At 61.3% G+C, this 18,015-nt stretch carries 19 protein-coding genes and 2 pseudogenes; 10 read left to right on the top strand and 11 right to left on the bottom strand.

The window, feature by feature from the left end; translation table 11 throughout:
* Window positions 1-12: 12 nt before the first annotated feature.
* On the bottom strand, window positions 13-627 hold the full coding sequence (locus OH720_RS20560) for a glutathione S-transferase (protein WP_272602686.1): 615 nt from the start codon (window positions 625-627) through the stop codon (window positions 13-15).
* Between the two features lie 364 nt (window positions 628-991).
* Between OH720_RS20560 and OH720_RS20555 the strand changes: the two genes are divergently transcribed.
* The 4 genes and pseudogenes from OH720_RS20555 (at window position 992) to OH720_RS20545 (ending at window position 4,146) form a co-directional block, all read left to right on the top strand.
* The gene (locus OH720_RS20555) at window positions 992-1,396 is read left to right on the top strand and encodes a TraR/DksA family transcriptional regulator (RefSeq protein WP_007935965.1); all 405 of its coding nucleotides are present in this window, start codon (window positions 992-994) and stop codon (window positions 1,394-1,396) included.
* Window positions 1,397-1,583: 187 nt separating this feature from the next.
* Window positions 1,584-3,248, top strand: coding sequence for a methyl-accepting chemotaxis protein (locus OH720_RS20550; RefSeq protein WP_442967211.1), 1,665 nt, complete (start codon window positions 1,584-1,586; stop codon window positions 3,246-3,248).
* A gap of 383 nt (window positions 3,249-3,631) precedes the next feature.
* A pseudogene (locus tag OH720_RS31710) lies at window positions 3,632-3,721 on the top strand (outer membrane lipoprotein carrier protein LolA); the annotation flags it as partial.
* A 215-nt stretch (window positions 3,722-3,936) separates the two neighbouring features.
* Window positions 3,937-4,146, top strand: coding sequence for a hypothetical protein (locus OH720_RS20545; RefSeq protein ID WP_008064245.1), 210 nt, complete (start codon window positions 3,937-3,939; stop codon window positions 4,144-4,146).
* 2 nt (window positions 4,147-4,148) lie between these two features.
* On the opposite strand, the gene OH720_RS20540 is transcribed toward OH720_RS20545, so the two are convergent.
* The 3 genes from OH720_RS20540 to OH720_RS20530 form a co-directional block, all read right to left on the bottom strand.
* The gene (locus OH720_RS20540; RefSeq protein ID WP_272602684.1) at window positions 4,149-4,388 is read right to left on the bottom strand and encodes a DUF2789 domain-containing protein; all 240 of its coding nucleotides are present in this window, start codon (window positions 4,386-4,388) and stop codon (window positions 4,149-4,151) included.
* Between the two features lie 139 nt (window positions 4,389-4,527).
* The gene (locus OH720_RS20535) at window positions 4,528-4,758 is read right to left on the bottom strand and encodes a hypothetical protein (protein WP_008064250.1); all 231 of its coding nucleotides are present in this window, start codon (window positions 4,756-4,758) and stop codon (window positions 4,528-4,530) included.
* Between the two features lie 154 nt (window positions 4,759-4,912).
* The gene (locus OH720_RS20530; protein ID WP_272606496.1) at window positions 4,913-5,161 is read right to left on the bottom strand and encodes a hypothetical protein; all 249 of its coding nucleotides are present in this window, start codon (window positions 5,159-5,161) and stop codon (window positions 4,913-4,915) included.
* Between the two features lie 409 nt (window positions 5,162-5,570).
* On the opposite strand from OH720_RS20530, the gene OH720_RS20525 reads away from it, so the two are divergent.
* From OH720_RS20525 to OH720_RS20510, 4 genes are all read left to right on the top strand, one after another.
* Complete coding sequence (locus OH720_RS20525; protein ID WP_336299054.1) at window positions 5,571-6,041, top strand: hypothetical protein; 471 nt, start codon at window positions 5,571-5,573, stop codon at window positions 6,039-6,041.
* A complete protein-coding gene (locus OH720_RS20520) occupies window positions 6,041-6,244 on the top strand; it encodes a hypothetical protein (RefSeq protein WP_272602682.1) in 204 nt (67 codons plus the stop codon). The genes OH720_RS20525 and OH720_RS20520 overlap by 1 nt, the downstream gene beginning before the upstream one ends.
* A 117-nt stretch (window positions 6,245-6,361) precedes the next feature.
* The gene (locus OH720_RS20515) at window positions 6,362-7,375 is read left to right on the top strand and encodes an ABC transporter substrate-binding protein (protein WP_272602681.1); all 1,014 of its coding nucleotides are present in this window, start codon (window positions 6,362-6,364) and stop codon (window positions 7,373-7,375) included.
* 120 nt (window positions 7,376-7,495) lie between these two features.
* Window positions 7,496-7,933 (top strand): DUF3995 domain-containing protein, encoded by a 438-nt coding sequence (locus OH720_RS20510; RefSeq protein WP_272602680.1) that lies wholly within the window; start codon window positions 7,496-7,498, stop codon window positions 7,931-7,933.
* Between the two features lie 807 nt (window positions 7,934-8,740).
* Here the strand turns inward: OH720_RS20510 and OH720_RS20505 are convergent.
* From OH720_RS20505 to OH720_RS20475, 7 genes and pseudogenes are all read right to left on the bottom strand, one after another.
* Window positions 8,741-9,103 (bottom strand): Na+/H+ antiporter subunit G, encoded by a 363-nt coding sequence (locus OH720_RS20505; RefSeq protein WP_272602679.1) that lies wholly within the window; start codon window positions 9,101-9,103, stop codon window positions 8,741-8,743.
* On the bottom strand, window positions 9,100-9,378 hold the full coding sequence (locus OH720_RS20500; protein WP_008063386.1) for a K+/H+ antiporter subunit F: 279 nt from the start codon (window positions 9,376-9,378) through the stop codon (window positions 9,100-9,102). The genes OH720_RS20505 and OH720_RS20500 overlap by 4 nt, the downstream gene beginning before the upstream one ends.
* Window positions 9,375-9,863 carry a Na+/H+ antiporter subunit E gene (locus OH720_RS20495; RefSeq protein ID WP_180204171.1) on the bottom strand — a complete coding sequence of 163 codons (489 nt, stop codon included), beginning with the start codon at window positions 9,861-9,863 and terminating at the stop codon, window positions 9,375-9,377. Before OH720_RS20495 ends, OH720_RS20500 begins: the two co-directional genes overlap by 4 nt.
* Window positions 9,860-11,545 (bottom strand): annotated as a pseudogene (locus OH720_RS20490) (monovalent cation/H+ antiporter subunit D). Before OH720_RS20490 ends, OH720_RS20495 begins: the two are co-directional and overlap by 4 nt.
* Window positions 11,542-11,886 (bottom strand): Na+/H+ antiporter subunit C, encoded by a 345-nt coding sequence (locus tag OH720_RS20485; RefSeq protein ID WP_007986256.1) that lies wholly within the window; start codon window positions 11,884-11,886, stop codon window positions 11,542-11,544. Before OH720_RS20485 ends, OH720_RS20490 begins: the two are co-directional and overlap by 4 nt.
* A complete protein-coding gene (locus OH720_RS20480; RefSeq protein WP_272602678.1) occupies window positions 11,886-14,804 on the bottom strand; it encodes a monovalent cation/H+ antiporter subunit A in 2,919 nt (972 codons plus the stop codon). The genes OH720_RS20485 and OH720_RS20480 overlap by 1 nt, the downstream gene beginning before the upstream one ends.
* A gap of 245 nt (window positions 14,805-15,049) precedes the next feature.
* Window positions 15,050-16,054 (bottom strand): DMT family transporter, encoded by a 1,005-nt coding sequence (locus tag OH720_RS20475; RefSeq protein WP_272602677.1) that lies wholly within the window; start codon window positions 16,052-16,054, stop codon window positions 15,050-15,052.
* Between the two features lie 15 nt (window positions 16,055-16,069).
* On the opposite strand from OH720_RS20475, the gene OH720_RS20470 reads away from it, so the two are divergent.
* Window positions 16,070-16,633, top strand: a complete 564-nt coding sequence (locus OH720_RS20470; RefSeq protein ID WP_180204175.1) for a helix-turn-helix domain-containing protein — start codon at window positions 16,070-16,072, stop codon at window positions 16,631-16,633.
* A gap of 157 nt (window positions 16,634-16,790) precedes the next feature.
* Entirely contained in the window at window positions 16,791-18,008 is a 1,218-nt protein-coding gene (locus OH720_RS20465; protein ID WP_272602676.1) for an SfnB family sulfur acquisition oxidoreductase, read from the top strand.
* Window positions 18,009-18,015: the final 7 nt, after the last annotated feature.

Below are 18,015 nucleotides of genomic sequence, written 5' to 3'. Positions count from 1 at the left end.
GGCGCAATAAACTCATCCGTCAATCGGAGTACTTACGAACGCCTCAAGCCCCTCGGCATACGCGGTAAATGCAGCGATCCGCGGAAACTGCGCGACATCAACCTGATACGGCACCACCAGATTGGTAAAGCTCCAAGCCACGGCCAGCGTGATGCCATCCTGAGCGATCGAACCATCGGTTTTCAGCGGCTGTTTTTCCAGCTCCTGTTCCAGCGCCGAATAGGCGGCCGCCAATTGCCCCTCGACTCGCTCGACCCAGGGCTGGAACTGGATCTCTGCCGGGCGCAGGTTGCGCTCATAATAAAGCTGCACCGACTTTTCGCTGGCGGCCAACGCCAGGCCAATCAGGCGCAATGAGCGCAGGCGATGTTCGATACCCTCGGGCATCAGGCTGCGTTCCGGGCCGGCCAGCGCCTCCAGGTAATCGATGATCAGCGTCGAATCCATCAACACTTCACCTTCATCCAGGATCAGGGTAGGCGCCTTGACCACCGGGTTGATCTGCCGAAATTGTTCGAAAGTCCTGAACACCGACACCGATTCGTGCTCCAGGGCAATGCCCAGGCGCTTGGCAGAAATGGCGACGCGTCGCACGTAAGGTGAATCCAGCATGCCGATCAGCTTCATATAACCGCTCCTTGAGATAGCCATTTCGCGAGGGACAACCTTAGCTGAGCCCGGTCGACCTGCAAACCGGGGCATGCAGCTCAGCGGTTTGTCTTCCATATAAGCTTCGCAGGATTGAATTTCTTGCTATAAACGCACTCCGATATGCGCCTGGATGCCTGTCTTAGAGCATTTTCGAGGCTTTGTCGGACAAATTCGCTGTCTTTTCAGTTGCTGAGGCCTCAAGTCGGCCTTAGACTGCCGCCCCTCGTAAATTGAGTGCCGGGTGGCGCTTGGTATAAACGGCGCCTTTGCGATGACCTTCGATGGTCCGCCGCAACGCTCCCTAATTCGCCTTAATGCACGTTTTTTTATAGAGATATCAATGACAAAGGACAAGTTGCTGGCCATGCCGGCGGATGACTACATGAATGCCGAGCAACATGCTTTTTTCTCCGAGCTGTTGCAGAACATGAAAGTCGAAACCCATGAGCGCATCGAACAGAACCGCATCGCCATCGAAAGCCTGGACACCCCGGCCGACCCGGCTGACGCCGCTTCCGTCGAAGAAGAGCGCACTTGGCTCGTGAACGCGATCGATCGTGATCAGCGCATGCTGCCGCAGTTGGAGCAAGCCCTGGAACGCATCAAGGAAGACAGCTTTGGCTGGTGCGATGACAGCGGCGAGCCAATCGGCCTCAAGCGCCTGCTGATCAGCCCGACCACCAAGTACTGCATCGAAGCTCAAGAACGTCACGAGCAGATCGACAAGCACCAGCGTCAGGCCTGATTCTGTCGGGTAGCCCATTTAACCGGGGCTGCCTGGAAAAGATCGCAGCCTGCGGCAGCTCCTACGGGTTCAAGTGAACTCATGTAGGAGCTGCCGCAGGCTGCGATCTTTGCTTTTCGACGTCTACACAATCCCCCCGAACTTCTATTGATCTGCTGCAACGTCCCCGACTAAAGGCTCATGGATAATGGCCTTATGCTGGCGTTTAATGCGAAGACAACAAATAGAAATTGGCGGGGTGAAAAAGATGACGAGAGACGGATCTCGGGTGGCGGCAGTGCCTGCACCCGTGCTTTTGCCGAACAACCGCTGGTTGACGCCGACACTGCAAAGCATCGCCGTGGTGCTGTTGTTGTGTGGCATGACCCTGGGCGGCTGGTCGCTTTACCTTGGCCTGCCGATGGCCGTGCTGATCATCTGGCTGCCGCGCCTGCGCTCGCGCGCAATACCCGCAGCTGTGCCTGTCGATACGTCCAGCGCGCTCTCGGCGTTAACCCGCGAACTGTCCTACACCACCAGTCATAACGCCTTGTCCGCCGCGGGCGTGGCCTACTCGGTCAAGCAACTGGCCGACAAGTTGCAATCGCAACTGGGTGCGGCAGCGCAAATCGTCGGCAATGCCGACGTCATGATCGCCACGGAGCAGGCCACCTCGACCCTCAGTCGCCAGGCCCTGAGTGCCGCGAGTGAAGCGCATCAAAGCGGCGTGGCAGGGCGTACCGAGTTGATCGAGTCCATTGCGCGCATGCACCAGCTCAGCCAGCGGGCCAACAACAGCCGTGAGCTGATCGAAGCCCTGAGCCTGCGCAGCGACGAGATTCAGCGGGTCACGCTGGTGATCCAGTCCATCGCCAGCCAGACCAACTTGCTGGCCTTGAACGCGGCCATCGAAGCGGCGCGGGCTGGAGAGCACGGTCGTGGCTTCGCGGTGGTGGCCGATGAGGTGCGCGGGCTTGCCGCGCGCACCGCCACGGCCACCGGAGAAGTCGGCGACATGGTGGCCGATATCCAGCAACGCACCGCGCAAGTGGTCGAGCAGATCCGCCAGTTGTCCAGTGACCTCGACACTGGCGTCGGCCAGGTCGAACAGACCGGCCAGCACCTGGAAAACATTGCCCGCCTGGCCGCCGGTGTCGAAAGCCAGGTCGGAGAAATCGCCCGCGGTGCCGAAACCAACCGTGAACAACTCGATAGCCTGTTTCACGCCATCGAGCAGATGCGCAGCGACCTCGCGATCAGTGACCAACAGACCCAGCGCCTGGCCCTGGCAGCGGTGCAGATGGAAGGCCAGGCCGAGACCATCAGCGAGCGCCTCGCCGAAGTCGGGCTGGATGACTACCACCAGCGGATCTACGACCTGGCCCGGGAAGGCGCGAGCCAGATTGCGGCGCGTTTCGAGGCGGACATCGATGCGGGGCACATCAGCCTCGAAGACCTGTTCGACCGCCAGTACCAGCCGATCCCCGATACCCAACCGGCCAAATACCGGACGCGTTTCGATCGTTACACCGATCAGGTCTTGCCGGCAATCCAGGAGCCGCTACTGCCACGCCACGAAGGCCTGGTGTTCGCCATCGCCTGCACCCAGCAGGGTTATGTGCCGACGCATAACAAAACGTTCAGCCAGCCACTGACCGGCGACGTACAACGCGATACCCTGAACAACCGCAGCAAACGCAAGTTCACCGACCGAACGGGGATCCGCTGTGGCAGCCATCAGCAGGCCGTGCTGTTGCAAACCTACACTCGTGACACCGGTGAGCTGATGCACGACCTGTCAGTGCCGATCATGCTCAAGGGGCGTCATTGGGGTGGTTTGCGCTTGGGCTACAAGCCGGAAAACCCTCGATGATGGACGCAATGCTGTTCACTTAAGCATGGGTTGAAATAGGGACTGGGGGGCATATCCATTGCTGCGGTAACGGCGACTTATGGTTTCGCCCTTACGGCGACTCACTTTTCCAAGCGCCGAAAAGTAAGCAAAAGGCTTTGCCCCACCACTTGGTGCCTCGCTGTGGCTCGGCATGCCCTCACTCCGGCATTGCTCCGTGGGTCGCCGCGATGGGCCATCCTTGGCCCAGCGCGGCTAAACCGGCGTCCTGCCGGTTTGCCCACTGCGCAATGCCTGCGTTCGGCCATCGTGGTTAACGGGGCACCCAGATCCAAAGCAAAAGCGAGGCGGCCTTAAAGCCGACCTGATCGGGAGGCGTACGCGTTACCCCTGTAGGAGCGAGCATGCTCGCGATGGTCGTCAACGATGACGCTGGGCACCTGACACCCCTCGGAGCTCTCAGGTTCATCGCGAGCATGCTCGCTCCTACAGTAAGGGCGAAACCCTAAGTGGCACCGCAGCAACGGATATACACCCAATTCAAATACGCTCCTGCAGCACCCACCTAAAACCAACACCGTTACGATGACGGACGGCGATTGTTACAATTCTGGTAACTAAGCTGTACAAAGTCGATATTGTTTCCCCGCCCGCGGAGTCGTTACCATACCTCTATTAGTTAGGTTGCTAACGGAATTCGAGGCGCAACATGCACAGTAAGGTTGATGTCGCGGTCATGATCGGCAGTGGAGTACCCGCCAATCTGCGGGCGTTGGGGCAAAGCATCTGCTGGGTGGTGCTGCTCAATGGCGAACGCCGTGGCACGGCGTACTCCAGTCGCAATGAAGCCGAAGAGTGCAAGGCTGCCTGGCTGGCGCAATTGCGCGCCGAAACGCCAGGCAACCTGCACTGTGCCTGAGGCTAGTGACGCTGATGCATGCGCAGGTTCAGGTCGTCGACCACCCGCGCCCAATCGGCATCTTCACGCAGTTGTTCCTTGAGGAAGCCTGCCTGTTGGGAGGTCCAGAACTCGGCATCGATGAGTTTTTTGTCGTTGGGCAGGGGGGAATGGCTGGCAATGAAATCGTCAATGGCGTTCTGGCTGGAGTCCAGGCCGAGCTGGTCGAACAAGCCTTTCAAGTCGTGGGTCGGTGATTCCATCTTGATCTCCTGGCAGCTCTAGGTCGCGTCGAATGAGAGAGATGAAGGACGCCTCCGTTACATCTGAGGGAGCCGTGCTTCAGTAAGTTCGAAAACGATGTGCAAACGCAGCAGTGAGCATAGACCGCAAATCCGCGTGTCAGGTTTTCAAGGCACCTGCATCGACGGCGGCTTTCAGTTCTTTGGCCGATTCCTGTGCGGCGAGGGCGGCGATGTCGGAGGACTTGAACCAGCGATCTTTCTCGACCTGATGATAGGTCACGGTTTTCAGCGGCGGCTTGGCGCGCATCACGATCACGGCCTGGAACTCGCCATCGATCTCCCTGGCTTCGCCCCGGATGAAAAACTCGCCGATATCAAATTCCGTCACGTTGCGGCCATCCCATGAAAAATATTGTTGTTTAACGCGCCCGCCACGGGGAGGCGCGTTTGATTGGTCGGGCAGTATGGCAGCAGTTGCCTGCTTGCGGCTGAGTAAAGTCGCAGGCCTGGCGAAACCTGCCAGGGAAAACGGGACGAAAGTGTCACATACGTGACTCAAGCGCGCGGGCGAGGGCGCAGGCCTGGTTATGATCGCCGCGGAAACCTCTTACGTGCCCCGTGGAAGTTTCCTTGATATGAAAGAACGCGTTGCCTGCCAGGACTACGTGAAATCGTGGCGGCTTAGGGGCACGGGGGGCGGCCTCGGCAGCAAGAAACACTGCGGGGTGCAGGGAAGCCGGGATGTTGGAGTAAGATGCCTGGGGATGGGCAAAGTGTGTCAGTGTGCACATATGAAGTCCTTTTCTTGGGTTTGCCGACGTAATGTACGTCGTCATGGGTAGTCTCGGTGAGCATCGCTGCTCTAGAATCAGCGTCACTGGTGGGTGGACAAGGCTTATCTAAAGCAATTTCTGGCTGGCGATATGTAAGAAAAGTGCTTTTTTTTAAGAGTTTTTTCCCTAAAGTTGATAGTCCGTATTTCTCTGACCGTTCCAAGGGCGTTTTCCTTCAGCCTTTGTCGAACGCCGGGCGAGACGATGTGAGCGGCATCCAGTAATCTGCTCAAGCTTCGAGAGGGATGAGCGCTCTGCGCATCCAGGATCTCAACCCGGGTTATCTGGCTTCACCTCGGCATTGCCGCTTTTTTGGCCGTGCGCTTTTTTCGCGTGCGGCGTCATTTTCAGATGTGGGGATGGTTCCTTGGCAGTAAGTAATCTCGATATGCATGCTTTGTTCGTGCTGGGTGATTTGCGCGCAAAGCTGGTTAAACAGTTTCAGTCACGTTTCGTTTACATTACCGAACAGAATGCTGAAGGCATTTACATTGCCGAGATCGACACCGAATCAGCGCTGGTGGTGGACGATAAACCGGGGCTCAAGCTCAAGGTCGGCGATCATTTCAGCGCGTCGGTGTTGCCCAGCCGCGAAGGCGGCAAACTGGAAATCAAGTTCCGCGACATCAAACTGACCGTCTACGGCCTGGGCGACTACGCTTTCGTGACCACCGCTGACGGCCAGGCCATCCTGTTCAAGGAAGGCCACAACGTGGTGACGGTGTTCGCCGCCCACCAGCAGCTGCAGGAAGGCCTGACCAAGACCCTCAAGGCCGTGACCGGCAAGGCCGTCAAATGGCGCAAGGGTGAACTGGTGACGTTCAAGGCCAGTGAGTAGTGGACCTGCCCCGCGCCGATTTCCACCAGCAGCATCAGGCCAGTGCGCAAGCCGAGGCCCTGCGTCTGTTTGAGCAAAAGGCTGTTTTGCAGGGTGCCTGGCTGAACTGGGTGGCCTCGCAAATCTACGCGTTGCAACCTGCGGCGTACGCCAGCATGGTCAGGAGAGAGCTGGCCCGCCTGCAGCAAACGTGTGAAAACTGATCCACCTCCCTCGAAAGCAGGAACCTCTACTACAGTCAGTTGACTGAGTATTCAGAGGCTTCGCGGTCGTCGCAAGGCCATCCTGCTATTGCTGTGAACAGCACGAGGTGCACAAGCATGAAAGGCATTCGCCGGTTGCTGGCCGCTGTCGTGGCCACGTTCGGATTGTTGGCGTCACCCGTTGCGGTGCTGGCTGCCAGCACACCGATCCACTTCGCCGACCTCAACTGGGAAAGCGGCAGCCTGATCACCGATGTCCTGCGGATCATTGTCGAAAAGGGCTACGGGCTGCCGACCGACACCTTGCCGGGCACCACCATCACGCTGGAGACCGCACTGGCCAACAATGACATCCAGGTCATTGGCGAAGAGTGGGCGGGGCGCAGCCCGGTCTGGGTCAAGGCGGAGGCCGAAGGCAAGGTCGTAAGCCTGGGCGACACGGTCAAGGGCGCCACCGAAGGTTGGTGGGTGCCGGAGTACGTGATCAAGGGCGACCCGGCCAAGGGCATCAAGGCGCTGGCACCGGACTTGCGCAGTGTCGCGGACCTGCCCAGGTACAAGGACGTGTTCAAGGACCCGGAAGCCCCGAACAAGGGACGCTTCCTAAACAGCCCCATCGGCTGGACCTCGGAAGTGGTGAACAAGCAGAAGCTCAAGGCCTATGGGCTCGATGACAGCTTTGTGAACTTTCGCAGCGGTTCAGGCGCGGCGCTGGATGCAGAGATCAGCTCGTCGATCCGCCGGGGCAAACCGGTGCTGTTCTATTACTGGTCGCCCACGCCGCTGCTCGGTCGCTTCAAGTTGATCCAGCTGGAGGAGCCGCCCTTCGATGCGCAGGCCTGGAAAACCCTGACCGACGCCGACAACCCGAATCCGCAACCGACCCGATCGCTGCCTTCGAAGCTGTCCATCGGCGTGTCCACGCCGTTCCAGAAGCAGTACCCGCAGATTGCCGAGTTCTTCGCCAAGGTCGATTTCCCCATCGATCCGTTGAACCGCGCGCTGGCCGACATGAGTGAAAAACACACGCCACCGCGTCAGGCCGCCGAAGCGTTCATGAAGGCGCACCCAGAAGTCTGGAAGGCCTGGTTGCCCAAGGAGATCGCGGACAAGGTGTCTGCCGCCCTGTAGATGCCGGAGGCAAAAATGGCCCATGTGTTGCGTTGGTCGGGTCGCTGGCGTCGTGGCGTGCAAGGCAAAAAAAGCCGACTAGGATGAGTCTGTTCAAATCCCTTTCAAGGATTTCAGACCATGACCTTCGTGTTGGCTCAATGGCTGGCGACGGTAATTTCGGCGATCGCTCTGGTACACGTGTATTGGGCGTTGGGTGGTGAATGGGCCGCCGTGGCGGTGGTGCCGCAGGTGCCGGTTGAGGGCGGTGCACGGTTGCAGCCGGCCTTCAATCCCCGTGGCTGGATGACGATGCTGGTGGCGGCGGGGTTGCTGATTATTGCCCTGTTGGTGTGCTTGCGGGTCGGCTGGTGGCTGCCGCAGGTGGATCATCGGGGGTTGCAGTGGGTGATCAGCGCCATTGCGCTTTTGTTGTTTGCCCGAGCGATTGGTGATTCGGAGTTGGTGGGGTTTTTCAAGGAGGTCAAGGGGTCGCGGTTTGCCTACTGGGACACTTGGGTTTATTCGCCTTTGTGTGTGGTACTGGGAGCGGGGTTGTTGGCGGTGGCCTGGATTTAAGATCAGCTTTGCTTCACGTTGACGTCTCGGTGCGGGCGGATATCCCCGATCTACTGTAGGAGCCAGCGGTGCGGCGATCCGACTTGCCGGCGAAGGCGTCCTGACAGCCGATGATTATCTTTCAGGTGTACATATCCATTCCTGCGGTAACGGCCACTTATGGTTTCGCCCTTACGGCGAGTCACTTGGAAAAGCCCCAAGTAACCAAGGGCTCTTGCCCCTGGCGTTCGGCCCCTCGCTAAGGCTCGGGGTACCCTCGCTCCGGTCCTGCTCCGTGGGTCGCCGCGATGGGCCATCCTTGGCCCAGCGCGGCTAAACCGGCATCCATGCCGGTTTACCCACTGCGCAGAACCTCCACTCGGCCTCTCGAGGGGGCAAGAAAATCAAAAGCCAGATCAAGATCAAACGCCAAAGCAAGGCGGCCTTACAGCCGACCTGATTGCAGGTCTGTCCACATTCCCCTGTGGGAGCCAGCCTGCTGGCGATGGACTTCCAGGCAACGCGTTCATCCAGACAGGGCGCGTTATCGTTGACGTCCATCGCCAGCAGGCTGGCTCCCACAGGGGATCAAGTACACCCGTAAAAGTCAGGTCGGCTTTAAGGCCGCCTCGCTTTGTTTTTTTGATCTGGGCGCCCCGTTAACCACGATGGCCGGAGAGAGGGCATGCCGAGCCTAAGCGAGGCACCGAGTGGTGGGGCAAAGCCTTTTGCTTCCTTTTTGGCGTTTGAAAAAGGGAGTCGCCGTAAGGGCGAAACCATAAGTGGCCGTTACCGCAGCAATGGATATGTACACCAAAGCTCTTTTAATCAGCCCCCACTCTCCGTACGCCGACTCGAAACCTCCGCCGGCACATCATCCCCAGCCATGCGTTTGCGAAACAAAGCCGCCCGAGCCAGCAACAAGGTAGTTACCGGTACGGTAATTGCCAGCAGGATCGGTATCAGCCAGGCATGCAGCACCGGGCCGGACTTGAGGGCTGAAAAGAAGACGATCGAGGCCAGGGCCACGCACCATGCACCCAAAGTCGAGGCCAGGGCCGGGGGGTGCATGCGCTGGAAGTAATCCTTCATCCGCAACAGACCAGTGGCGCCAATGAGGGCAAACAGGCTGCCGAGCACCAGCAGGATGGCCACGGGTATTTCCACCCACAGGGACAATGGCGCACTCATTCGATCACCTCGCCGCGCAGGAGGAATTTAGCCAGGGCGAACGAGCCGACGAAACCGAACAGCGCGATCAGCAGCGCGGCCTCGAAGTAAGTGTCACTGGCATAGCGAATGCCCAGCGTCAGCATCATCAGCATCGCCACGATGTACAGGTAGTCCAGGGCCAGGACCCGGTCCTGGGCCGATGGGCCCTTGAACAGGCGGATCAGGGTCAGGATCATCGCCACGCAAAACAGGAACAGGCTCAGCAGGATGGCGTTGGACAGCAGGCTGCTCATTCGAAAATCTCCATCAGGGGGCGCTCGTAGGTCGCCTTGAAGTGCTGGATGAACAGCGCTTCGTCATCCAGGTCGAAGACGTGCAGCAGCAGGATGCTGCGGTCCAGCGCCAGTTCCGACCAGACCGTGCCGGGGACCACCGTGCAGATCATCGCCAGCGCGGCCAGGCCGTTGGCGTCGCGCAGGTCCAGCGGTACCTTGATGAACCCTGAGCGCGGCGGCCGGCGGCCGGCATTGAGCACGCCGAAGGCAACCGCCAGGTTGGACACCAGCACATCGCGCCCGACCAGCAGGAACAGGCGCAGGATCACCCCGGGCCGGCGAATGCGGATCGGCAGCGGGCGCAGCTTGCGCATCATCAAGGGCGCGCAAAACCCCAGCAGGGCGCCCAGCAGCAGGTTGCCGGGGCTGAGTGACAGGTTCAGCAGCAACCACAACAGCCACAGGGCCAGCGACAGCCAGGGCGCAGGCAGCAGGCGCTTCATGGTTGCACCTCCAGCAGCGCCGCACTGGTTTGCGGGCCTGGCACCACGCGGGTGCCGAGCACGGCCATCACGTACTGCTGCGGGTTATTCAAGGCGTTGGCGGCCGCTTGCGTATAGCGCAGCAGCGGTTCGGCCTTGAGCGTGAGCAGGATGCACAAGCCCAGCAACGCGAAAATCGGCACGCACTCCAGGCGCCGGAGCACGGGCGAGGGGCGTTCTGCCGGCGTCCAGAAACGCTGGATGCCCAGGCGGGAAAAGGCGATCAATGAGGCCAGGCCCGAGAGGATCAGCAGCGCCAGCAAGCCCCACGCGGCATTCGATACCGGCGCGTCGCCAGCGTTACCCAGGCCCATCGGGTTGAGCAGGGCGCTGAGCAGGCTGAGCTTGCCGATGAACCCGGAAAGCGGTGGCATGCCGATGATTAACAGGGCGCAGGCGATGAAGCTCAAGCCGAGGAACGCCATGGTCCAGGGAATCACCTGGCCAACCACGGCTTTCTGGTCGTCGTCGAGGTTGATGCCTTTGACCGGATGCAACGATTCCAGCGGCCGTGGCAGCATTTCGTTTTCATCCTCCAGGGGCATTTCGTTGGCCGAGCGCGAGCGTTCGATCAGCTCCGCCAGCAGGAACAGCGCGCTCAGTGCCAGGGTCGAGCTGACCACATAGAACAGGGCCGCACCGATCAGGTTGGGTTGGCCGAAGCCGATCGCCGCCAGCAGGATCCCCGCCGACACCAGGATGCTCAGGCTGGCCATGCGTTCCAGGCGTTGGGCCGCGAGGATCGCCACTGCCGCGCCGACGATGGTGGCCATGCCGCCGTAGATCAGCCAGTCGCCACCGAAGTACGCCGAGGCGCCGGCCTGGCCGGAAAACAGCAGGGTCCACAGGCGTAGCAAGGTGTAGATGCCCACCTTGGTCATGATCGCGAACATCGCCGCCACCGGCGCGCTGGCCGAGGAGTACGCCGGCACCAGCCAGAAGTTCAGCGGCCACATCCCGGCCTTGGCCAGGAACGCCACCGCCAGAATGCCCGCGCCCGCGTGCAGCAGGCCGCGATCGGCCTCGGGAACCAGCGGGATCTTCAGCGCCAAGTCGGCCATGTTCAGGGTGCCGGTGACCCCGTAGATCAGCGCCGCGCCAATCAGGAACAGGGTCGAGGCCAGCAGGTTGATCGAGATGTAATGCAGCCCCGACGACACCCGCGCCCGGCCCGACCCGTGCAGCATCAGGCCGTAGGACGCGGCCAGCAGCACTTCGAAAAACACGAACAGGTTGAACAGGTCCGCCGTCAGGAAGGCGCCGTAGAGGCCCATCAACTGGATCTGGAACAGCGCGTGGAAGCTCGAACCGGCACTGTCCCAACGCGCCATGGCGAACAGCAGCGCACAGACGCCGATAATGCCGGTCAGCACCAGCATCAGCGCCGACAGGCGATCGACCACCAGCACCAGGCCGAACGGCACTTGCCAGTTGCCCGGCAGGTACACGCCAATGGAGCCGGGGACGTCGGTGGTTTGCGTTCATTGCAACAGCAAGACTGAAATCCCCAGCCCCAGCAGGCTGGAGAACAGGTTGATTTTGGCTTTCAGCGGGCGATGTTTCTCCCCAAGCATCAGCATGATCGCGGCGGTCAGCAGCGGCAGCAGGATGGGCGCGGCGATCAGGTGCGACATCGGATTCATTCTTTAGGCTCCCGGCCATCCACATGGTCGGTGCCGGTCAGGCCGCGCGAAGCCAGCAAGACCACCAGGAACAACGCGGTCATGGCGAAGCTGATGACGATGGCGGTCAGTACCAGCGCTTGCGGCAGCGGGTCGGTGTAGTGCAACAGGTCCTGGGGCACGCCGTCCTTGATGATCGGCTCCTTGCCGATGAACAGGCTGCCCATGCTGAAGATGAACAGGTTGACGCCATACGACAGCAGGCACAGCCCCATGACCACCTGGAACGTCCGCGGACGCAGGATCAACCAGACGCCGGACGCGGCCAGGACGCCGATGGCGATGGCGATGACTTCTTCCATCAGACAGCCTCCTTGATGACGGCAAGTTTGGGCTGGGCCGCGGTCTTGTGACCCCGCACCGATTGGTGGGCGAGGGCGGTGAGGATCAACAGCGTCGAACCGACCACCACGGCGTATACGCCGACGTCAAAGAACAGCGCACTGGCCAGGTGAATGTCGCCCAGCAGCGGCAGGTTGAAATGCCAGGTGTGGGTGGTCAGGAACGGGTAGCCGACGACCATCGCACCCAGGCCGGTGAAGGTGGCGAACAGCAGGCCGACGCTCATCCAGCGCAGCGGACGCAGGCTCATTTGCGCCTCGACCCACTGGGTGCCGGCGACCATGTATTGCAGGATGAACGCCACCGACATCACCAGGCCCGCGACAAAGCCACCGCCCGGCTGGTTGTGCCCGCGCATGAACAGGTAGAACGACACCACCAGGGCAATCGGCAGCAGCAGGCGCACCAGCACCGCCGGGACCATCATGAAGCCCAGCGCGGTGTCGCTGGCGTGACGCGGGTTGACCAGGTCGGTGACCACGTCGGGCGCGAGCAGGCGCTGCTGGGCCGGCAACTGCAGGCTTTCCTTCGGCGGGCGGAAACGTCGCAGCAGGGCGAACACGGTCAGGGCCACCGCCACCAGCACGGTGATTTCACCCAGGGTGTCGAAGCCGCGGAAGTCCACGAGCATCACGTTGACCACGTTGCTACCGCCGCCTTCGGGCAGGGCGCGGCTCAGGTAGAACGAGGAAATGTCGTTCGGCGTCTGCCGGGTCAACATCGCATAGGCCAGCAAGGCCATGCCGCCGCCGACCACGGCCGACAGCAGCAAGTCGCGGATACGGCGGATGCGCGCCTTGCGCAGGCTGCTCGGCAGCGGCGAAACCTCTTCGATCCGCCGAGGCAGCCAGCGCAGGCCCAGCAGGATCAGCACCGTGGTCACCACTTCGACCACCAGTTGCGTCAATGCCAGGTCCGGGGCCGAGAACCAGACGAAGGTCACGCAGGTCATCAGGCCGCAGACGCTGACCATGGTCAGGGCGGCCAGACGATGATACTTGGCCTGGTACGCGGCGCCGAGGGCGCAGGCAATCGCCAACAGCCAGAGGATGACGAACACGATCGAGCCCGGAATCTTCGGTCGGTCGCCCCAGTGCAGGCTGCTATGCAGCATCGGGATCAACCCGGCCAGGACCGCGGCGAGCACCATCAGGAACAATTGCATCTGCAGGCGCCGGGTGCTGATCAGCGGTTCCAGGCGTCGGGCCAGGCGCATCATCAGCACCAGGCTGCGTTCGAACAGGCGCTTGCCGTTGAAGCGGCCAATCAGCGGCGGGTAGTGGAAGCGCCCGCGCTTGAGCTGCTTGCGCAGCAGCAGGTACAGCAGGATGCCGCCGGACATGGCGATCAGGCTCATGATCATCGGCGCGTTCAAGCCGTGCCAGATCGCCAGGCTGTACTCGGGCAAGGTGCCGCCCACCACCGGTTGCGCGGCCGCGGCGAGCAACGGGCCGACCACTTGCGCCGGGAAGATCCCCACCACCAGGCAGGCGAACACCAGCAACTCGACCGGCGCGCGCATCCAGCGCGGCGGCTCGTGCGGGGTGTGGGGCAGGTCGGTGGCGGTCGGGCCGTAGAACACGTCAACGGTGAAACGCAGGGAATAGGCGACACTGAAGGTCCCGGCGATGGTCGCGACGATCGGCAGGGTGGCTTCGATCCAGGCTGTGGCGTTGATGAACACGGTCTCGGCGAAGAACATCTCCTTGGACAGGAAGCCGTTGAGCAGCGGTACGCCGGCCATGGAGGCACTGGCGACCATGGCCAGGGTGGCGGTGAACGGCATCAGCTTGTACAGGCCGCTCAGCTTGCGGATGTCGCGGGTGCCACTTTCGTGGTCGATGATGCCGGCGGCCATGAACAGCGAGGCCTTGAACGTGGCGTGGTTGAGGATGTGGAACACGGCGGCCACGGCGGCCAGCGGGCTGTTCAGGCCCAGCAGCAGGGTGATCAGGCCCAGGTGGCTGATGGTCGAGTACGCCAGCAGGCCCTTGAGGTCGTTCTGGAACATCGCGCAATAAGCGCCGAGCAACAGCGTGGCGGCGCCGGCGCCGCTGACGATGTAGAACCATTCTTCACTGCCCGAGAGCGACGGCCATAGCCGGGCCAGCAGGAATACCCCGGCCTTGACCATGGTCGCCGAGTGCAGATAGGCCGAAACCGGTGTCGGCGCGGCCATGGCGTGGGGCAGCCAGAAGTGGAAGGGGAATTGCGCGCTTTTGCTCAGCGCGCCGATCAGGATCAGGGGTAAAAGGATGGGGTAGAGGGCATGTGCGCGAATCAGGTCGCCGGCGGCCAGGACCTTGTCCAGGTCATAGCTGCCCACCACATGGCCTAGCAGCATGACCCCCGCCAGCAGGCACAGGCCGCCCGCGCCGGTGACCATCAGCGCCATGTAGGCGCCGCGCCGGGCGTCGGCGCGGTGGTGCCAATAGCCGATCAGCAGGAACGAGAAGAGGCTGGTCAGCTCCCAGAAAAACACGATCTGGATCAGGTTGCCGGAGATTACCAGCCCGAGCATGGCGCCCATGAACGCCAGGAAAAACGCGAAGAAACGCGGCACCGGATCGTCCGGCGACATGTAGTAGCGGGCGTACAGCGACACCAGGGTGCCGATGCCCAGCACCAGCATCGAGAACAGCCAGGCGAAGCCATCCATGCGCAGGACGAAGTTCAGGCCAAGGCTGGGCAGCCAGAAAAATTCTTCGCGGATGACGCCGCCATGGGCGATTTGCGGGTACAGGAGGGCGACCTGGACAGTGCCGATCAAGGCAACCAGGCCAGCCAGAAGTGATTCGGTATTTCGCGCGTTGTGTGGCAACACCGCTGCCAGACAGCTGCCTATGAAAGGCAGAAGCAGTAGAACTATCAGGGACATAGGCTTCTAATCTGCGGAAGTTTGTGAAGCATCATACGTGCCAGCTCCCGGATCACCAAACGCCAAGCTGTCGCAGAATCCTACAAGGTAGACGGAAAAGTCTTGTTTAACATTGTTTCAGCGGCCTGTGTTAAGCAGGTCTGGTCCCTTCGCGGGCAAGCCTCGCTCCTACAGAGGAACGCATTCCCATGTAGGAGTGAGCCTGCTCGCGATAGCTATCTATCAAACGCAGCAAATATTGCGGCTCAACCCTGGGTTTCCCGCTCCAACGCTTCCTCAGCCTCAGCCGCCTTACCCTTGGTCTTCAACTCACTGACAATCACCGCCGCCACGATCAACCCCGCCCCCACCAACGCAATCGCCGGCAAACGCTCCCCGGCGATCCGCCCGACAATCCCCGCCCACACCGGCTCACCGGCGTAGATCAATGTGGCCCGGGTCGGCGAAACACTCTTCTGCGCCCAGTTCATCGCCACCTGGATCGCCGCACTCGCTGCGCCCAACCCCAGGGCGCTGCACAACAGCAACCAGGAGAAACCAGGAATCTGCTCCTGGGTCGGCACCACCATCAGGAACGACAGCAGCGAGGTGACCGCCAATTGCACCACGGTCACCCGCTTCACATCGACCTGCCCGGCAAAGTTGCTGATCAGAATGATCTCCGCGGCAATGGCAATGGCGCTGATCAATGTAGCGATTTCGCCGGGGCTGAAGTTCAACGCCGCGCCGGAAGGCCCCGACAGCAGCATCAATCCGGTAAACGCCAGCATGATCCCGATGCTGGGCATCAAGCCCGGACGACGGCCCAACACCAGCCACTGCAGCAACGGCACGAAGGGCACGTACAACGCGGTAATGAACGCCGACTGACTGCTGGGAATGCTCTGCAACCCCACCGTCTGCAAGCCGTAGCCGAGCATGATCGCCACGCCGATGAAGGCGCCGGCCTTGAGTTCGAACACGGTCAATTGCCGCAGGCTGCGCCAGGAGAACAAGGCGACGATGATCGCGGCGGCGGCAAAGCGCAGGCCGACGAAAAACATCGGGCCGCTGACGGTCATCGCATGCTGGACCAGCAAAAAGGTCCCGCCCCAGACCATGGTGATCAACACCAGCACGCACTCGGCCTTGCTGAGCCGCAGGAAACGGGAGGGGGCCTGGGAGGAGTTCGCCGACGTCATGATCTTGCACACTATTTGAGGGGGACGCACAATGCGCCCGAAGTTGGGCAGTATACTGCGCAACACCATCAAGTGAGCAATATAGTGCACAAAGATTCCTCGCCCCGGGCTTCGGTCCTGCAGCACGTCAGCCAGAATATTCGGCGTTTGCGCCATGCCGCCGATATGAGCCAGACCGCGTTGGCGGAAAAATCCGGTGTCAGTCGCCGGATGCTGGTGGCGATCGAGGCCGGCGAAAAGAACGTCAGCCTGACCACCCTCGACCGTGTGGCCGAAGCGCTGGACGTGGCCTTCAGCGACCTGATCCAGGCCCCCGATGTGCGCGACCACAGCCGCATCAACGAGCTGGCCTGGGCCGGTACCATCCCCGGCAGCAAGGCGGTGCTGCTGGCCAAGGCCAATGCCACCCGTGAAGTCGAACTCTGGGAATGGCGCCTGGAACCGGGTGAACATTACCCGTCGGAGCCGGACGCCGAAGGCTGGAGCGAACAGTTCTACGTCTTCGAAGGTTGCCTGACGCTGATGGTCGGCGACGTGCCGCACAGGATCGCCGCCGGCGAGTTCTTCATGTTCGCCAGCAACCAGCCTCATTCCTATCGCAACGAGGGAGACGTGGCGGTGCGCTTTGTACGCAATGTGGTGATCTGAACTGTTGGCCGATCAACACTGGATAAATACTTTGCTGTTCTAAAACTGAAAGTTTTTCTCTAATAATTCGTTAACTAACTGAAAAATAACGAATTTAATTTCAGGCACGACTCCTGCAAAAGCTCTGGTGCATTCACCCAGAACCCGGAGTCGGCCCATGACAGCCACAGCCCAATTCCCCCGCTCGGCCAATGTGAGCCCTGCCCATGTGATCCGCTCGGATGCGGAAGCGATTGCCGTCGCCCACAAGCTCGCGGCGCGTTTCGCCGTCGACGCCAGCGTGCGCGATCGCGAGCGCCGCCTGCCGGTTGCCGAGCTTGACGAGTTCTCCGCCAGCGGCCTGTGGGGCATCACCGTGCCTAAAGCCTACGGTGGCGCCGGAGTGTCTTATGTGACCGTCGCCGAAGTGATCAAGATCATTTCCGCTGCCGACTCGTCCCTGGGCCAGATCCCGCAAAATCACCTCGGCGTGCTCGACATCCTGGTGCAAACCGCCAGCGAAGAGCAGAAGCGCTACTACTTCGACAAAGTCCTGCAGGGTTACCGCTTTGGCAACGCCTTCTCGGAATCGAAAAGCAAGAACGCCGGGGCTTTCGAAACCCGCATCCGCTTCAACGACGACAGCGCGCAAATCGATGGCGAGAAGTTCTACTGCACCGGCGCCCTGTTCGCGCACATCGTGCCGGCGGTGGCGGTCAATGAACAGAACCAGGCCTTCATCGCCTTCATCGAGCGCGACAATCCCGGTTTGACCGTGATCGACAGTTGGGACGGTTTCGGCCAGCGCACCACCGCCAGCGGTGGCGTGACCCTGAACGCGGTGAAGGTCCCGCTCAGCGCGGTGATCCCGGCCCACAAAGCCTTCGATGAGCCGACCGCCGACGGCCCGATCTCGCAGATCATCCAGGCCGCCGTAGACACCGGTATCGCCGTGGGGGCCCTGGAGGAAACTAAACGTTACGCCCGTGAAGCCCGGCCATGGATCGACAGCGGGCAGGATCACGGCTGGCAGGACCCGTTCAGCATTGCCGCCATCGGCGACCTCGAATGGCGTGTGCATGGCACCGAAGCGATCCTGAAAAAGGCCGGCCAGGCCATCGACGCCGCGCTGCTCGACGCCAATGAAGACACGGTGGCCCACGCCTCGGTGGTGGTCGCCCAGGCCAAAGTGCTGTCCGCCGAAATCGCCTTGCTCACCAGCAGCAAGCTCTTCGAACTGGCCGGTACCCGCTCGGTGCTCGGCAAATACAACCTCGACCGTCACTGGCGCAACGCGCGCACCCACACCCTGCACGACCCGGCGCGCTGGAAATTCCACCTGATCGGCAACTACCTGCTCAACGGCGTGAAGCCTGCGCGCCACGCCTGGAACTGAGGAGCCC

It is taken from the genome of Pseudomonas sp. WJP1, assembly GCF_028471945.1.
Taxonomy (GTDB): domain Bacteria; phylum Pseudomonadota; class Gammaproteobacteria; order Pseudomonadales; family Pseudomonadaceae; genus Aquipseudomonas.
The sequence above is the reverse complement of the archived record's forward strand: the minus strand, read 5'-3'. Positions and strand labels throughout refer to the sequence as shown.

Excerpts from the sequence above, each read along its gene's own strand:
- OH720_RS20510 (WP_272602680.1), top strand. The coding sequence starts at position 7,496 with ATGACCTTCGTGTTGGCTCAATGGCTGGCGACGGTAATTTCGGCGATC.
- OH720_RS20555 (WP_007935965.1), top strand. The coding sequence starts at position 992 with ATGACAAAGGACAAGTTGCTGGCCATGCCGGCGGATGACTACATGAAT.
- OH720_RS20550 (WP_442967211.1), top strand. The coding sequence starts at position 1,584 with ATGGCCTTATGCTGGCGTTTAATGCGAAGACAACAAATAGAAATTGGC.
- OH720_RS20515 (WP_272602681.1), top strand. The coding sequence starts at position 6,362 with ATGAAAGGCATTCGCCGGTTGCTGGCCGCTGTCGTGGCCACGTTCGGA.
- OH720_RS20545 (WP_008064245.1), top strand. The coding sequence starts at position 3,937 with ATGCACAGTAAGGTTGATGTCGCGGTCATGATCGGCAGTGGAGTACCC.
- OH720_RS20500 (WP_008063386.1), bottom strand. The coding sequence starts at position 9,378 with ATGAGCAGCCTGCTGTCCAACGCCATCCTGCTGAGCCTGTTCCTGTTT.
- OH720_RS20495 (WP_180204171.1), bottom strand. The coding sequence starts at position 9,863 with ATGAAGCGCCTGCTGCCTGCGCCCTGGCTGTCGCTGGCCCTGTGGCTG.
- OH720_RS20530 (WP_272606496.1), bottom strand. The coding sequence starts at position 5,161 with ATGTGCACACTGACACACTTTGCCCATCCCCAGGCATCTTACTCCAAC.
- OH720_RS20475 (WP_272602677.1), bottom strand. The coding sequence starts at position 16,054 with ATGGTGTTGCGCAGTATACTGCCCAACTTCGGGCGCATTGTGCGTCCC.
- OH720_RS20560 (WP_272602686.1), bottom strand. The coding sequence starts at position 627 with ATGAAGCTGATCGGCATGCTGGATTCACCTTACGTGCGACGCGTCGCC.
- OH720_RS20540 (WP_272602684.1), bottom strand. The coding sequence starts at position 4,388 with ATGGAATCACCGACCCACGACTTGAAAGGCTTGTTCGACCAGCTCGGC.
- OH720_RS20465 (WP_272602676.1), top strand. The coding sequence starts at position 16,791 with ATGACAGCCACAGCCCAATTCCCCCGCTCGGCCAATGTGAGCCCTGCC.
- OH720_RS20505 (WP_272602679.1), bottom strand. The coding sequence starts at position 9,103 with ATGAGTGCGCCATTGTCCCTGTGGGTGGAAATACCCGTGGCCATCCTG.
- OH720_RS20485 (WP_007986256.1), bottom strand. The coding sequence starts at position 11,886 with ATGGAAGAAGTCATCGCCATCGCCATCGGCGTCCTGGCCGCGTCCGGC.
- OH720_RS20480 (WP_272602678.1), bottom strand. The coding sequence starts at position 14,804 with ATGTCCCTGATAGTTCTACTGCTTCTGCCTTTCATAGGCAGCTGTCTG.